25 protein-coding genes are annotated in these 15,147 nt (G+C 39.6%); 2 read left to right on the top strand and 23 right to left on the bottom strand.

Annotated elements, in window-relative coordinates; translation table 11 throughout:
• Positions 1-11: 11 nt before the first annotated feature.
• Positions 12-287 (top strand): hypothetical protein, encoded by a 276-nt coding sequence (locus QUF07_RS02310; RefSeq protein ID WP_289426710.1) that lies wholly within the window; start codon positions 12-14, stop codon positions 285-287.
• Between the two features lie 165 nt (positions 288-452).
• Here the strand turns inward: QUF07_RS02310 and QUF07_RS02305 are convergent, their stop codons facing one another.
• From QUF07_RS02305 to QUF07_RS02210, 20 genes are all read right to left on the bottom strand, one after another.
• Positions 453-737 (bottom strand): hypothetical protein, encoded by a 285-nt coding sequence (locus tag QUF07_RS02305; protein WP_289426709.1) that lies wholly within the window; start codon positions 735-737, stop codon positions 453-455.
• Complete coding sequence (locus tag QUF07_RS02300) at positions 712-1,338, bottom strand: hypothetical protein (protein WP_289426708.1); 627 nt, start codon at positions 1,336-1,338, stop codon at positions 712-714. Before QUF07_RS02300 ends, QUF07_RS02305 begins: the two co-directional genes overlap by 26 nt.
• Positions 1,339-1,397: 59 nt before the next feature.
• Entirely contained in the window at positions 1,398-1,895 is a 498-nt protein-coding gene (locus QUF07_RS02295; RefSeq protein ID WP_289426707.1) for a hypothetical protein, read from the bottom strand.
• A gap of 16 nt (positions 1,896-1,911) precedes the next feature.
• Complete coding sequence (locus QUF07_RS02290) at positions 1,912-3,006, bottom strand: hypothetical protein (RefSeq protein ID WP_289426706.1); 1,095 nt, start codon at positions 3,004-3,006, stop codon at positions 1,912-1,914.
• On the bottom strand, positions 3,006-3,494 hold the full coding sequence (locus QUF07_RS02285; protein WP_289426705.1) for a phage neck terminator protein: 489 nt from the start codon (positions 3,492-3,494) through the stop codon (positions 3,006-3,008). The genes QUF07_RS02290 and QUF07_RS02285 overlap by 1 nt, the downstream gene beginning before the upstream one ends.
• Positions 3,487-3,858 carry a hypothetical protein gene (locus QUF07_RS02280; protein WP_289426704.1) on the bottom strand — a complete coding sequence of 124 codons (372 nt, stop codon included), beginning with the start codon at positions 3,856-3,858 and terminating at the stop codon, positions 3,487-3,489. The genes QUF07_RS02285 and QUF07_RS02280 overlap by 8 nt, the downstream gene beginning before the upstream one ends.
• A 2-nt stretch (positions 3,859-3,860) precedes the next feature.
• Entirely contained in the window at positions 3,861-4,247 is a 387-nt protein-coding gene (locus QUF07_RS02275) for a hypothetical protein (protein ID WP_289426703.1), read from the bottom strand.
• Positions 4,248-4,251: 4 nt separating this feature from the next.
• Positions 4,252-4,854 (bottom strand): hypothetical protein, encoded by a 603-nt coding sequence (locus QUF07_RS02270; protein WP_289426702.1) that lies wholly within the window; start codon positions 4,852-4,854, stop codon positions 4,252-4,254.
• Positions 4,851-5,192 carry a hypothetical protein gene (locus QUF07_RS02265; protein WP_065493117.1) on the bottom strand — a complete coding sequence of 114 codons (342 nt, stop codon included), beginning with the start codon at positions 5,190-5,192 and terminating at the stop codon, positions 4,851-4,853. The genes QUF07_RS02270 and QUF07_RS02265 overlap by 4 nt, the downstream gene beginning before the upstream one ends.
• Positions 5,193-5,205: 13 nt before the next feature.
• A complete protein-coding gene (locus QUF07_RS02260; protein WP_289426701.1) occupies positions 5,206-6,258 on the bottom strand; it encodes a phage major capsid protein in 1,053 nt (350 codons plus the stop codon).
• A gap of 12 nt (positions 6,259-6,270) precedes the next feature.
• On the bottom strand, positions 6,271-6,930 hold the full coding sequence (locus QUF07_RS02255) for a DUF4355 domain-containing protein (RefSeq protein ID WP_289426700.1): 660 nt from the start codon (positions 6,928-6,930) through the stop codon (positions 6,271-6,273).
• Positions 6,931-7,043: 113 nt separating this feature from the next.
• Positions 7,044-7,982 (bottom strand): phage minor head protein, encoded by a 939-nt coding sequence (locus QUF07_RS02250; protein WP_289426699.1) that lies wholly within the window; start codon positions 7,980-7,982, stop codon positions 7,044-7,046.
• Positions 7,906-9,699, bottom strand: a complete 1,794-nt coding sequence (locus QUF07_RS02245) for a phage portal protein (protein ID WP_289426698.1) — start codon at positions 9,697-9,699, stop codon at positions 7,906-7,908. Before QUF07_RS02245 ends, QUF07_RS02250 begins: the two co-directional genes overlap by 77 nt.
• On the bottom strand, positions 9,677-10,003 hold the full coding sequence (locus tag QUF07_RS02240) for a hypothetical protein (RefSeq protein WP_289426697.1): 327 nt from the start codon (positions 10,001-10,003) through the stop codon (positions 9,677-9,679). Before QUF07_RS02240 ends, QUF07_RS02245 begins: the two co-directional genes overlap by 23 nt.
• 11 nt (positions 10,004-10,014) lie before the next feature.
• Entirely contained in the window at positions 10,015-11,334 is a 1,320-nt protein-coding gene (locus QUF07_RS02235; protein WP_289426696.1) for a PBSX family phage terminase large subunit, read from the bottom strand.
• On the bottom strand, positions 11,324-11,872 hold the full coding sequence (locus QUF07_RS02230; RefSeq protein ID WP_289426695.1) for a terminase small subunit: 549 nt from the start codon (positions 11,870-11,872) through the stop codon (positions 11,324-11,326). Before QUF07_RS02230 ends, QUF07_RS02235 begins: the two co-directional genes overlap by 11 nt.
• Positions 11,873-11,980: 108 nt before the next feature.
• A complete protein-coding gene (locus tag QUF07_RS02225) occupies positions 11,981-12,259 on the bottom strand; it encodes a hypothetical protein (protein WP_289426694.1) in 279 nt (92 codons plus the stop codon).
• A gap of 612 nt (positions 12,260-12,871) precedes the next feature.
• Positions 12,872-13,336 carry a hypothetical protein gene (locus QUF07_RS02220; RefSeq protein WP_289426693.1) on the bottom strand — a complete coding sequence of 155 codons (465 nt, stop codon included), beginning with the start codon at positions 13,334-13,336 and terminating at the stop codon, positions 12,872-12,874.
• Between the two features lie 96 nt (positions 13,337-13,432).
• A complete protein-coding gene (locus QUF07_RS02215; RefSeq protein ID WP_265170823.1) occupies positions 13,433-13,939 on the bottom strand; it encodes a hypothetical protein in 507 nt (168 codons plus the stop codon).
• 4 nt (positions 13,940-13,943) lie between these two features.
• Positions 13,944-14,153 carry a hypothetical protein gene (locus tag QUF07_RS02210; RefSeq protein ID WP_065203721.1) on the bottom strand — a complete coding sequence of 70 codons (210 nt, stop codon included), beginning with the start codon at positions 14,151-14,153 and terminating at the stop codon, positions 13,944-13,946.
• 128 nt (positions 14,154-14,281) lie between these two features.
• Here QUF07_RS02210 and QUF07_RS02205 point away from each other — a divergent pair, with 128 nt between their 5' ends.
• Complete coding sequence (locus QUF07_RS02205; RefSeq protein ID WP_065203722.1) at positions 14,282-14,461, top strand: YegP family protein; 180 nt, start codon at positions 14,282-14,284, stop codon at positions 14,459-14,461.
• On the opposite strand, the gene QUF07_RS02200 is transcribed toward QUF07_RS02205, so the two are convergent.
• The 3 genes from QUF07_RS02200 to QUF07_RS02190 form a co-directional block, all read right to left on the bottom strand.
• The gene (locus tag QUF07_RS02200; protein WP_172884984.1) at positions 14,435-14,602 is read right to left on the bottom strand and encodes a hypothetical protein; all 168 of its coding nucleotides are present in this window, start codon (positions 14,600-14,602) and stop codon (positions 14,435-14,437) included. The genes QUF07_RS02205 and QUF07_RS02200 overlap by 27 nt on opposite strands.
• Before the next feature lie 97 nt (positions 14,603-14,699).
• Positions 14,700-14,864, bottom strand: coding sequence for a hypothetical protein (locus tag QUF07_RS02195; RefSeq protein WP_260151839.1), 165 nt, complete (start codon positions 14,862-14,864; stop codon positions 14,700-14,702).
• On the bottom strand, positions 14,861-15,076 hold the full coding sequence (locus tag QUF07_RS02190; protein ID WP_289426692.1) for a hypothetical protein: 216 nt from the start codon (positions 15,074-15,076) through the stop codon (positions 14,861-14,863). Before QUF07_RS02190 ends, QUF07_RS02195 begins: the two co-directional genes overlap by 4 nt.
• Positions 15,077-15,147 lie beyond the last annotated feature (71 nt).

Genomic DNA, 15,147 nt, shown 5'->3' with positions numbered 1-15,147 from the left:
GGTGGTGATACATGATGCACAAATACCTTGTTACATTTGAGAACCTTAGTGATGATGACAATAACGAATTGTCTGTAGCAATTCGTGGAAAGCTCGAAGATAATTCCGGACGTTGGTTACAAATATTTCCCAACCAGATTGCCATTAAAACCGACGCATCACTGAAGCAACTTGTTAAAGTTTTAGATCCAGAAATCAATAAAACTAGAATGTCTATCGTCGAATTCTCTAATGCATACTCCAACGAAGCTCGTTCAAAATCCTTATTGACTGACTTCGGGTTCTAACCAGAGCATCGTGCAACATATTCTTGGTAATGACGTTCATACTCTTGCTTGGAAACGGGACTTCCTTTGAATGTTAACCCAGTAAAAATAGATTTATATTTGTGATTTTGGAAATTCTTATTTTCTGGAATCACATTTTTATTGCACATCATGCTCTGCCTCCTTTTATTTTCCCTTCTTTTTCCCAAACATTTCATTTAATATTTTAGCCATGCCATAATACACACCTTGAGCGATAACCGATTCTTTTTCTTGCCGAACTAATTTAGCTTTGGCTCGATTGAGAACATATTCATCTTGATTCATCAAATTAATCTGATCTTCACTGATTCCCAATTCAACTGACATAACCAGAAAATCTTTATTGATTTCTTTTTCTGCCAACCGATCATCGATTTTGCCAAATTCATTAACATATTTGGAATTACTTTGGTCGTAGCGTTGTTGCAAGAAAGCGAAACGATTCCATCAAAATATTTAGCAGGCCGTTTCGTGCCAACAACGTCCCAAGATATGATTGAGCCTCACTCAAAGCCGTAGCGCCCAAACCAGAACCATGTTCACCAATATTCCAATACTTCATTTTAACAATTTGCGGTGTTTTTTCATCGGTACGCAGAACTTCCTTATCAAGAGAAACCAAGGTGTCGTGCATATTAAGTGCCCCAGAAGGACGGTTAGTCATCATGAAGATTTGTAAGGCCGTACGATAATCCGGAAAGACCATATTAATCTTTACTTCATCACCAGCACTGTTTTGCTTAATAACGGTTTTCTTAGTTAATTTTTCTGGCAGTTCATGATTCAAACTACCATAATCCAAATGCGGACTAACCAAGACGTTTTGCATCAACATCTCAAACGCCTTACCGTAATCAGAACTATCGTCGCCGACATTCATTAAATCCATGATTTGGGTAGCCACTCCAATACCTGGATCTTGTAAAGTGATCTTTGTTGTGTGTTTTTTATCCTTGTCGTCTTTCCATTCAACTGTTTTATGAATCTCATTGCCCATTACGGCTTCAAGCTTTTTTTCACTATTTTCCATTTTAATTTACTCCTTATGTAGAGGGCTATCACTGTGGTAGTCCCCTGTTCCATTTTAATTTAAGAAAACATTGAATCGTCTGGATTATTACCAGTATTTTGATAGTAACCAACCAAAACTGACCATGCCAATGAATATGCTGCTTCATTACCCTGGTTAGCTGGCAAGCCGGCGAGTCGGCAGCCTTCTGCGGTAATTTTTTCACCAGTTGATGAATTAACAATGTTCAACCCGAACAAATCATCAGCAGTTAATGGACCTTCTTCCATTAAGTCATGCTGAGCATGATACATATAGAACAGAATATCTGTCGTAGATGTTCCTGGGTAGGTGTTTAAGGTAATTTTCCCAGTTTCATCTTCTGTATCAAAAAACATAACATTCGAATGAAAATCGCCTTGCATAGTAGTATCAGCACTCGTTCTCTGTGAACTGAATGCTTCACCATTTTGAAAACCGCCAAGTTCTTTAGATTGGTTCTTCCACAGTAAATAAATATGGAGGAAGCGAGCAGAGTAAAGATTGACTTCTTTACCATTAGTTAATGTGATTGCCATTAGTATTTCCCTCCCTTTACAAAGTCAAATCAAGTTTGGCATTAATTGTATCAATGTCGTCAGCAATTTGAGCGCTTAAACTAAACCCGTTATATTTACGGGCAATGACGTCACTGTTTAACACTTTGGCTCGAGGAACACTGTTAACATCAATTGCCGTGTACAGCACACCCATTTGTAATAGGCTTGTGCTAACAGCGTTGATAGTCTGTGTCATCTCTTTGATTGTTAAATCATTGTAAATTGGGAAATTCTTACGGTTAAGATATTTCTGCAAGTTAGTTTGCAATGTATCAATCACTAATTGAGTATGAACAAATTGATCAATATAATTGCCAGCGAGTGCTTTACCATTTAACAGCATATAATCGCCAGCCTTATTAACGACCAAAGTGGCATTTAAACCGGCAATTGTATCATAATCATCGGTTGTTAAATCAGCATCTGGTTCAAACTGTGAAAGATTACCAATATGCTGAAAATCAACTGGTAGGTTAGCAGCAGCGTACGCTACCGCCTGAGCAGCAGGATAACGATCCTTAGCCGTTTCAACGATTGCAGCAGTGTTACCTAACCGGTCCTTTACTTTTTGATAGCCAGCAACATGAGTTGCTAACGTTTTCAGTGTGGTAACCGAGTTTGGCTGAGTTACCAACATAATTCTTTGGTTATCATATAGGAAATCAGAAAGCGCTTCGATCTCGGTCTCGGATGCTCCATCAAGCACTAAATATTTGAAACCATCAAATAAATGCTGGGTAATTCCAACAACAATTCCAGGTGTTGGAGTAGCCGTAACTTTACCACCGTGACCCGTTCCTTGAGATTTAACCCCTGAAGGTGTACTGGAATCCACATTAGGATATGCAATAACTTCAATAGGCCCGCGAAAGCCATTAACCTCAAACATCGCCGCTGCTTGAGCGTAGACACCTGTGCTTTCAGCATAATCTGCTGATAAGCTCTCCAAGTCATCATAAATATGACTCTTAGTAGTAGCATCGGTATTTTTGGTAGCAATTGCTACCGATGGGGCGCTATTCGGATTAGTTAAGGCATGAATAGCAACAATGAAATGTACATCAGTGGTTTGTTTAACAATATCTGACACTATGATTCAGCTCCTTTTTTTATATTAAATTCTGGATTAACACTAGCAATGTTTCCTGTTTGCGTCTGATCAGTGAAGTTGTCTTGAACTTCAAACGTATAATCGGCTCCCGCCGTGAATTGCCAGTCAACATCTAAATATTGATCAACTGGTGGAATAGCATCACAGTCTTTAGCCACAATGCCTTTTTGAAGCAAATCATATTCAGGTTGCTGTAGAAAAAACAATTTTCGTAACTGATGTCCTAATGATTTAGCTTCCATTTCATCACTTGAAATAGCTTTAAATTGAACATGCAAATCAAACGTTTCGTTTTCCACATCGCTAAACAATACCCGATCATAGTCATCGTATATCTTATAAGTGATATAGGGATATGCTGGCTGAACGTTATTGACACTTTGTGGACGTACTGGGATATCAGGGAAGTATTGCTTAATCTCGGCAACCAAGGCGGCCGAGAAAGCATGATAAAAATCGTTACTCATTAGTACCAACCTCTTTTATCTGGTAGTAAGTCATTCCAGCGTGTAAATCATCTGCATGATTGACTACTTCATACTTTGACCCATTAGATCGTTGGACTATCGTTCCTTTAGGACAAGCTACCATATGAGATAACCAATATAAGGTGCCAACCGGTAATTGGCCACCGTCTTCCTGGCTGTACGTCATGTTAGGGTTGGTTGTATTTGTTATTACTTCGGAAACGTGATAGACCACATTCGGTCCCAAAATCGGTTTCCCGAGATCATCTGTTTCACCAGTATCTTTCCCAATAACGGTAATAGTTAATTCTTCAGCTAACTGATCGTTCATAAAAGCAAAGTTGCTAAAGTTCTGAAATGCCATGATTACTTACCAGTAGTTGCTTGACCATTAGTAGTGGAAGGAGCATCTGAGGCTTGTGTGGTGCTCTGATCACCCAAGCTTACGTCACCACCAACTTTTGTTGGTGTCACTTGGACATTTCCAGGGGTTGATTCACCAGCAACGGTGAAGCCTGGCACGGCAATAAATTGTCCTAAGAATTTCTGAATATCTGGATCATAAAAAGCAACATAATATTTTCCATCGGGAATACTATCGCCAGCATCATAGCCAGTAATATGAACTACATAGGGAGCAGAATCATCAGGCAAAAATGCAATATTGTCTGGTTTTTCAGTGCTACGGTCCGGTTTTACATAAGCTCCGTCAGTACCTTTAGCAGCTTCTACAACAACTAATTCTTTACTCATAAAATCAAATCCTTTCTGTAATCCAATGAATGGAGTCACGTAACTCGCCCTTTTCAATCAATGGATCATCAAATCCTTTGTTCGCAATTGTTAATGGTGCATTTTTGGGTTTGCTAAATTCTTTTATGGTTCGCTTAATATCTTTGACAATAGCATCGCCTAAAACAGGAAAAGTGTCCTTATAATTTATCTCTCCAACAAATACTTTAAATGCCAAATCAGCAGCTAGTTCAGTCCAATTATCAAGATAGTGGTCAAATGTGTAGCGCAAAAAAGGACGTGGTGGAATATGCACCTCATCCTTTAATATGAACATCACTCGCATTCCATAAGGTTGCGATTTATCTGGGACCGCCAGAACATGATTATGTGGTGGCTTGGGCCGAAAAAGATTAGCAATCTGTCCGGGCTTACGCCCTTTGGCTTCTTTAGTTGGAATGATTAGACATGCTTTATTTTTAGGCTTTATATCCGCCCCATATTCATTAACTAGAGCGATCATATTCAAACGACTGTTAGTCCAGGGCACCCCAATGGATAATCTGACGCTCTGCAACTTTTCCAGCTGCTCAATGCCACTGGTTAAATGATTAAAGTCCTCTGTCATTCTGTCCACACGGCTCCCATATCATCTGAAACACCATAATCATCAACTATTTGGTTATATTCTTGTAAATAGGGATCAACGCCATTGAAGTTAACCATAGTTTGGGTATTGCCAAAGGTGCCAGCAGACTGAACACCACCATAGTTCATAAACCAGTCTGTATATAATAAATGACGCGTCCAAGAGATAATTCCCCTTGCTAACGCGTCATCACTAATTTGATCATGCTGAGCTTTTGCGATTGCATCATTAATTCTTTCAGTAATATGGTCATCACTGAAGCTTTGAAAAATTTTATAATCGCTTTTCACATCAACGATTGTGGGTGTTTCAGCCATCGCTGATTACCTCCTATTTACCAAGGCCGGATCCCCTAACTGACGTACCCGAAGCTTTAGGTGAATTAATAGTTGGAACAACATAATCTTTTCCAACTTTAAAGCCATATTTAACCAATTGAATGTTACGTGGATCATAAGAAACAGCAAACAGTGGTTTAGTGCCGGCCTTCAAATCAGCTTGGTAGGTATCAGGATTGGTCTGTTTTAAATCAACGTTAGTACCGGCCACATGGCAAGTAACTACCCGTTTTTGAATAATGGCTACCATGCCGCCCTTTTGGAATTCGTCACGTTGAACAACTAGGCCATTAGCCGGAGTAGCCGCTGCATAATCAATGGCTCCAGGGCCGAAGATGAGTGCATAAGTAGTTCCATCAGAAGCAACCGGAATGCTATCATCTTGAATGATGCTCATACCTTGATAAGTGGCAATTGGAGTAGCTGCGCCAGCAGGTTGCAGGTATTCAATCAATTGTTGTTCACGCATTTCTGAATAAGCTGCTGAGTTAACAACTAAAGTTGACAGCGTGTTATCCATTACATCACCCATGCGGGCAAGTGCTTTAACAAAGTCTGCGGCAGATAATTCCTTTTCAGCGCCAACGCCATAAGTCTTGGCAGTTGCAATATCTGCGTTGTTGAAAGTGGCTTTAACAGTATCCAGCAAAAGCTTTGTATCTTGGCGAGTCCACCAGTTGCCAAAACGATTAGCAATCTGCTGTTGGGTACTTGCACCAGAAACTAAATCTCCCCAGTCAGTATTACCGAATGACTTGTTTTGATACATCTTAATGCCGTTTTCCATAGCAGAATCAACACCATTAGTTTGAATATCTTTAGTGTCATTCCATTCATCAGCGTCACCATTTAAATCATTCATTGCAGGAATCTCAACCGTTCGTCCTGGTTGAAGCAATCGGCCACCTAATACTGGGTCATTTTTCAAGACACCGGATTGAACAAATCGATTAGTTTGAGTATTTTGACGATAGATCCAGTCCAAAAAAACTTTTGGTTCAATTAAATTACTAAAATTGGTAGGTTTTCCGTTAATTACGGCCATTACCTACACCTCCTATTTAAGTTTGTTGTACAAATCTGGGTTCTGACGATAAAGGTTAGTCTGCTCTTCAAGGCTCATCTGCGCAAAATCTTTGCGTGTCATAGAAGCGTTAAATTGTTGACCACCATTCTGTGGTGATTGATTACCCGTAACTTTCTTTTCAACAGCTTCTTGAACTGCTTTATTAAACAAGTTTGTAAACTTATCTAAGTTATTGTTACGAACATCTTCTTTAACATCACTAATAAACTCCGCAAATTCAGCTGGAATGTGCTTGTCAGTTAGAACAGTTTTAGTTGCAGCTAAAGCATCCTTACGGTTCGCTTCATCTAACTTCTCTTGAAGGCGATCTTGTTGCTCCTTTAGAGCTTGTCGTTGCTCTTCTAAATCGGCTTGGGCCTTCTCACTAGCATTCATGCCGGCTCGCTTTTCACCCTTTTCAAGCCATTCTTGTTCCTTTTGTTTCAGCTTATTTTCAAAATCATCCCGCAGATTGCTTTCTACTTCTTTAGCCTTAGAGGCCATCATCTTGCCAATATCATCCTGTGTGTAGGTCTTGCCAGCTGGCTTGGAATCTTTAGGATCTTGAGCAGGATCGTTAGATTTTGGCTTTGGATCAGTTGGTTCAGGGTCATTACTTGGATCAGCAAAGAATTGCAAATTTGTTTTCATCATCAAAACTCCTTTTTTAAGTCCGTAGACTGAATTGTTTGTAAGTGCAATAACTAAATCAATTATTCTTTAACGCCTGTAATTGAGAAAAAGGCAAATCAAAGAACTAGTTTTTAAGTTTCATGTTCATCAAGCACCCTATCAAGTTCACCAGACAGCAGATTTCCATCTTCATCACAGGCTACCAGCTGGCAACGACACCTTGGGTGAGTATCCGCGATTGGAATCGGTGCTCGTCCATAGGCAAATTTTTGTCTATCAAGTGGTTTACAAATATAACAAACACGGCCATCTTCCTCGGTTAGCCACATCACATACTGAACATTCTGTTCATCATACGCCCTGTTCTTACCACTGTTGCTATTGCGTATAGCTTCATTAGTTGTTAACGTATGAATTCTGGACAGCATCTGATTCATAGGCGTTGCTAAATTGTCATCAATTCGATCACCGCTTTGAGGAATACTGCGGGTCATCTTATTGATGTCTGATTTCTGCATGCCGCGACTCAATCCCTTGTTCAGGGTTTCTTTCATTCGTGTCGTCATGACGTCGCCATGCACCCAAATTCGTTGAGAATACTCAGCTTGGTTGGCTACTTTAGCTGGGACCGTTGTTAACTTATTAGGGCTAGAGTCCTCATATCCGTTGATGTACTGCTGTTTGAGTTCATTAACTGCAAATGATTCACTTTTTGCTGTAGCAATGCTCATACCGGCGCCAATCATTGCACCCAACATATCACGCCGAGAAATAGATGCTTGGGCAAAGATTGCTTGCAAGCGTTTAGATAACTCATCGTCAGGACTAGCATCAGCTAACATTTCATTAATTGCTTGGTAAAAGCTCTGAATATCCCAGGAATTAACCTGTTGAGACACTTGATTAAGAGTTAAGCCATTATCATCAGCATATTCGTTATAAAACTCTTGGAGATGATTACCAATGATACTTAAGGCTTGCTGATAAAAACCGTCAATCGTCTGATTGTTGCGGTTGTCCCGTTGGATCATCTTGCTGATCTTCTTGCGCTCCTGCTTGATCGTTGTCATCATCATCACCCGATCCGTTGTTCATCTTTTGTGCCTTAGCTTGTGCATTGGCAATCAGTGTGGCGGTCCGATCATCTTGCTGAGAGTCATCATCAGCAGATCGCTCTTGTTCCTGATCAGCAGGAATCCCGGTAATCGGTTCGGCTAATTCACGTAATGTTTGTGCAGAGAACTTGCCAGTTTGATTCAAGCCTTGGATCAATGTCATGGTTTCCTGGTTGTTCTTAGGCAGGTTTGGCGTAAACGTAATGGTTACATTGTCAGCTGGATTAATGTCATCCGTCACTTTGATACCTGTGCTTGAAACATAGTTCCAATAAATTGCCAATAGCCTTAGCCGTCTTCGCAATCCCCGCTGATAAAGCGTTTCTGACATAGCCATTTCTTGATCGGATCCCCATAGTTTATAAGCCATAGCAACACCAGAGGCGTTGGCTGCAAAGTTCTGATCTGTTGTATCTGGTGTGTTAGTGTCTTTATGAATATCAGATAGCAACTGCTGAATGTATATCTGCCACTCACTAGCATTCAATGACTTGGTTAAATAGGCTGCTGAAGTATTACTGATGGTTTGCGAACCATTAGGATTATCATGCACGTATGGCTTTAGATAAAGCACGTTGGCCTTGGTATCTAAAACTTTCTGAACCATAACCGGTGAGTTAGGTTTGCCTTTTGTCGTTGACTGGTTTGTATAGCCGCCACTCACATTATCGAGATATACTGGCTGGCCTTTCGGATCCAACATTTGTTCAGTCTTGCCAGATTGATTAGCAACTTTCCCATTAACCATCAGCATTGCGTTGCTAAGATCTTCTTGTGAGTTCGCCATTTCAGATATAGCTTGGTCATAAGCATCAATTTCATCCAGCTTAGTTTCCCAAGCGCCCACGCGTTCCTCATTCAACCGATATTCAGTTAACGGTACTTGTTGAAAATAGTGTTCCTCGTCACTCGTTAATGTCCAATCAGAATCAGGATTGGCGTCAGCAGTAAAGTGATAAATGTGGTTGTCGGTGTATACCTCAATTTGATAATACGTTTCATCAGCAACGTTCACGGCATAATAACGAACAGCAAATAGTTCTACAGGTTCTACATCGGTAGACCAAACGACAAATGCACTGTTGGGGTCAATCGCCGTAATCTTAGGTTGCTTAGTTCCTTCAGGTACATACAGTAATTCATATGCCCGCCCAACATTTGCCAAATTTTTACCCATAATCTTTTCATGATATGGTTCATCATTAGTTTGATTAAAATCATCAACAGCCTGAATAACATTTTCACCAGTGTCGTTTTCATCATCTTTATTTTGATAACCAAAAGTCAGCGGTGTTCCAAACTCATAACCAACTTGGATATTGGTAATGTATCGTGCTAAAGCGCTTGATATCCGATTGTCAGCCCGATTAGAACGCTTATTAGACAACCAGTAATGAATATTATTATCGGCTAAGTAATAACGTTCTAACTCCAAAATGCGCGGTAATTGATTATTAAAATGATCGCTGACGTACCATTGCACTAACTTTTGAAATTTATTTGGATCATCTTTAATTGGTTGCCATGAGGATACTGGAATGTTGTATGATTGATTAGTTTGAAATGCATATCGATTACCATAACGTTGACCATTTAATAAGTTAATGGAATTTGGCTGTGGATTGATTGAACGATAATGTGCTGATAAATCATTTGTTTCCGCCACTGTCATTTACCTTACTTTCATCGTTTTTGTGTAATTCACAATATTTATGAGCAAATTTAACGGCCAACAACTTTTTAGAGTCATTGACCGATTTATCTGTTTCGTTAATGTTGTCATTCACTAATTTTGCTAAACTTTCAAATATCATTTTGACATCCAAACCAATTGGAATGGAATAAGTTATGCCACGATCTTTAAATTCAAGCGGTTTTCCATTGAGCATCGGTTCAAACACATTCATATCCATTGATGCCGTTTGCTTAGTTGTTGCTTGTTTTTTCCATTCTTCCATTGTCATTAGCTTTGACATTTTCATCACTCCTAAAACAAATCATCGGGATAATCGATCAATCCTTTGTCAGCGAGCAGTTGATCTTGCTGATCATAATTGTCGTGTGGCTGATTATATTCATGATTCCATTGACGTGTTGCAATCGCGTAGCGAATAGCATCCATCACGTGGTCATGTTCTTTGACTGGTTCACCCGTTTTGTCATTCCAGACGTACTGATACACCTCGTCTAAAAACTGCTGTATGCCTTCTTGAACAGCCATAAACTTATGCTGCTTAATAAGCCCTGCAACTTGTTCAATGCCCTTTAAAACGGATTTATACGCATACTGAGCGTTGATGTTATTTTCCTTGAACTTGTCAATATGTTCAACTCGGGCTGTGTCACAATAAAACGGAATATTGTACCCATAATCTTGTTGAACCTGTTTGGCAATCTTGACCCAATACATAATCTGTTCCAAATGCCCAGTATGCTCTTCAACTAAGTAAGTATTACCATCATTATCATCAGCCAATACAACAATTGACGTATCGTGCTCGTATCCCCAGTCAACACCACAATAGTACGTTAACTGTTGATCAGCAGTTCGTTTGTCAAACTCGGCGCGCGTAATTAGATTCTTTGATTTGTCAAAGTCTTGATAAACTAGTCCTTCACCAGCAACCCATAATCCGAGTATCTTACGATCATAGAACATACCAGATGGAGTTGTTGATTTCTGACCAGCCACATATTCTGGATCTAATACGGTGTTATCGTCCATTGTAAAGTGATTGCTGATGATTTCGCTAGAATGCTTAGGATTATCTATATAATCCGTTTTGAGCCAATGTGTGGGCACATCAGGGTTAGTATCACAAACAACTCGTGCACCTGGTGTAGAGCATCGTGAACGGATCTCTTCGAATACTTCTTTATTGGCAAGTGAGGCTTCATTAATGTAGGCTCCAAACGAAGTCATTCCACGAATAGCGCCCAATCCAGATATAGATCCTGTAAACGTCTGAACTATTTTAACTGCAGGCAAACCAGGGAATTTAATCTTGAACGAATTGTGTTTGTCAAATTTAAAGGTCAATCCAAACGTATTAGCAATTTCATTCAAGATGTTATTGGCAATTGATTTGCTTGAAACTCCGGCCAGAATGTACATTGGATATTTAACTTTCTTAGATCGTGCAATTTCGGCAGCATGTTTAACTTCATATAGAAAAACAAAATTATCAACAAATGTTTTACCAGCACGAACGGCACCGTAATTAATCATCAATTTCCAATGACGGTTATTCAGTTCTTGGTTTAAAACCTGCTGTTGCTTCTTAGTAAATAGATTATCAATCGTCATTCTGATCATCCTTCGGAACGTTCTTAGCAAGCTTGCCCAACATATCAGTTAATGCATCCATTTGATCATCTTTATCATCTTCAAGATCTGCCAACTTGGCTTCAGCAATCTCAGCCTCAGCTTTGGCTTTACGAACTTTGGCATCGATCAAGTTGCCATCATCTGCTTTGAGCTTGCCGGCCATCTGTAAGACTAGCTGAGCAGCCCCAACCTGATCTTTATAGCTTGGCGCACCCGTATATGATCTATCTTTAAGCGTTTTGTGTTCCAGATAATCGTATTCCTGTGTTCGCCGAGTAATTAGCTTGCCAGTGGCAATATTTAAGATATTCACAATTACTTGATCCGTTGTCACTTCTGCGGTTGTTTCAGCTTTTTGTGTCTTTTTTGCGAGATAATTCTGAATTCCTGCATTATCAAGCAATTCACGTTTTGCATTATGCGCAGTAGCCTTAGCATAACCGGCATTTAACGCCGCTTGATAGGCATTGTGAGTTTTAATATATTCTCTTGCAAACTTCTTCTGTCTTGGTGTCATTACATATCACCACACCTCCGTGTTAGTTATTTTTATGTATAAAAAAACGCTGCATCTCTGCAACGCAAAATTATAAATTACATGAATTCAACTCTGGGTAAATGACTTTTAGTATTGTAACCAACCGCTTTCGTAAGGCAACATAGCATCATTAATCATCTTATCTAAATAATCATCATGATCTCTTTGGAGTGCTTTAACATAATCATCAACATCAAAAGTGCAGCCCACATGAACATCTGGCTGTGATGAAACCCAATCGGCCGAATTGAAATATTTGGTCATTTTTTTGACAATCTTCTTCCCCACAATTTTTGCTTGCTTTTTACGGCCTTTTTTGTTGAGATATTTTGGATTAATCTGTTTTAATAATTCTTTTTGCTTCATGGCATTTGCTCCTTCGCTTGTCGTTTAAATAACGCTGTTTCTCGCGTTTGTTGTGCTGGTTAAAGTATTTGTTCAGCTCACCATCACACTTGGCCTCTGTGGGCGACTCATAGCCAAATTTGGTGTGTATCATTCTCATGGTTCCCACCTCAACTGTAAGTAATATAAAATTATTAAGAGTGCCAGCATGATTGCGAATACAACAAAATCTTCTTTTTTCATGCTGCACCTTCTTTCCAAAATAAACGCCCAGATTTTCCACATCTGGACGATACTCGCTGTGTTAATCAAACGAAACGTTAAAAATGCGAGCAAAAGTTGTCCGTGGGAGTTACACTCACGATTGGCTTTGGTGGCAACTGACTAGCTAAGACTTATCAAGTCGATTTGATCATCAAACAAATAAATTGAGGGGGTGATTCCATTACAGAAGTTTCATCATATTTTCAGAAGATAAAAATTAGTGCCCCAGCTAGTCTATGATCGCCAGTGGGAATCGAACCCACTTACGTCCAACAGCGATCTTTAAGTTTTTCTACGATACCAGAATAACCCCGTTTTACTGGTGTTTTCGGCAGAACATCGGCAGATTGTCGGCAGAAAGTCGGCAGATTATCGGCGAACTTTTTTTGCTCGCAATTTATCCCGGGGACAAACTATCGCAAACACCCATAAAGCTTGTTTCTGATAATCGTTATATGTACGCTCAGGCAGATAGTTTAAATCATACTTCTCTGCTAAGCGTTCACAGCACTTTTTGACCGTGTAGTGATTAATGAATCGGTACTCCAATAGGTCGGCTAAGAAGGCATTCTGGTCATCAATCGAGCTCATGAGTTGAATAGTCTTCAAACGTAGCTCACATTCCATCTTAGCGGTGGCTTGTTTAATCATCTTATCTTCTCGTCGGGTATGTCTTGGGTCTGACTGCGCCTTTGGCATGCCATCCATTATCGGCGACTGCAAGGAGAAACTGAATCTCGCCGCTTCAAGTTGCCAATCCTGATACTCACACAAAAATTGTTTAGCATTTTTAATTGTTTGCTTTCTATCCAATAAGCCAAAGACACTGTCCATCTCCGCAACTCCTTTATTGTCACCTTAGTTGATGTTATACTGAAATTGCCTATTAATTAGCATCACCTCGGCTTCCGGAAACGGGAGCTTTTTTATTCAATAATTTTCAATCTTTTCAATTTCAGCTAGGATATCTTCACACTTAGCCTGGTTATACATAATGGGAACCATCTCCGCTTTTAGAGAAGCATATTTTTGATCTAGAAAACGATTATTTCGAGCATGTGCGATCGCTTGGTTATACAGTTGAGCTTCACGAATTGCCACTTCATTCTGCTGAGACTGACGTTTAATGACCTGATATTTCAATTGCTTCAATGCTTGGCTAATCGCCTGCTTAATTTCCACATTTTGAATAGTGAGTTTATCAGCTACTCGATCTTCACTGTAAACCGTTACTAATATCTTTTGCTGAGGGACAGTCACTACCCAAATGTTATCTTTTTTAAATAGGGCTTTACGCCCATTTTCTTCACAATGGTCCTTAACGGCGTTTGCAAAGAACCGCTTAATCCACTTTTGAGCCTCACTTACCGGCACATTAAAACGTTGATTCAATCTATCGTAGAAGTGTTTTGAAACCTGATAGTCTACCGTTGCCATTCAATCACCCCATATAGTAGCCTTGCTTAACGGCATCTTCCCATTCGCTTCTAATCCAAGTATCTTGGCATTTATTAATACTTCCGTAGCAATCCACTTTGCCATTTACATGGATCCAATCCAATTTAGAATACTTACCCATTGCTTGCTTTTCTTTATCTGATAAGGGTGTTACTGTCCATCCTGGTTGAATATAATGCTCTAGTAAATTCATTCTTCCGCCTCCACTATCTAACTGTTAACATGCGCGTTCGATGTTAACTGTTTGCCTTTTTTTTAATCTTTTGTAACCGCCGCCAAAGTGGGATAATTAAGTCATTCCAATATGAAGGTGGTGAAGCAATGTATTTTGTTATCTATAAGGCTACGAATGGCCAGTATTATTTTGTGATCAAGGCTGACAATCGTGAAGTTGTGGCAACAAGTGAAACTTATTACTATAAGGAAACTGCGCAGCGCACAATTGAATCCATCAAACGAGGAGTCAATGTGGATTCAATTGTTCTTGATCTGACCAAGTAGCTGATTACTCAAAGAGGTAAGTCTTGCGGAACTCTCCAACAGTTGATGCGAGGCTTCCTCTTTTTTTGAAAATTCAAGTTTTGAAAGATTATCGATAATTGAATCCAGTTCGTTACTAAAATTTTCCATATCATCGCTCATTTGTCTTCCTCCATCAGTTAACATGCACGTCCAATGTTAACTGTTTGCCTTTTTTTCTTAAAAACGTCAACTTCTTTTCAAACTTTCAATTTTCCTATCACAGTTCTGGTTCATGCAGATGGTCTATTTCGTATAGTGCGATCATAATCCCGCCAGCAATACCATTCATGGCTTCATGGTCAATGAAACCGCCATTCTCGGCTGCTGCTTCTTTTAACCGTTTCTCAAGCCGACTTTTAAGTAATTTCATATCATCATTCATTTGTCTGCCTCCCGAGATTCAAGAAGGCGTAACATTCCAGTAATGGCACTCAAACCATTCTTGGTAAACCGCATTTGAATAGCCTTATCTTTCTTGTGAGGATACTTTTGAATTGCGGTAAAAGTAAAAGTCCCATCTGCATTAGGCTGAATTCCGAAAGTACTTTCAATAATTCCTTTTTCTGCTAACGCTACATATTCGAACTGGCTCATTTATCTATCTCCTGAATTTTCCACAAATATATTGCTTGTCGTTGCTTCAATGCATCCCTTAGCATCCATTT

The sequence above is a fragment of the Lentilactobacillus sp. TOM.63 genome (assembly GCF_030361045.1).
GTDB classification, from domain to species: Bacteria; Bacillota; Bacilli; order Lactobacillales; family Lactobacillaceae; genus Lentilactobacillus; species Lentilactobacillus dabitei.
This window is presented reverse-complemented; position numbering and strand designations above follow the sequence as displayed.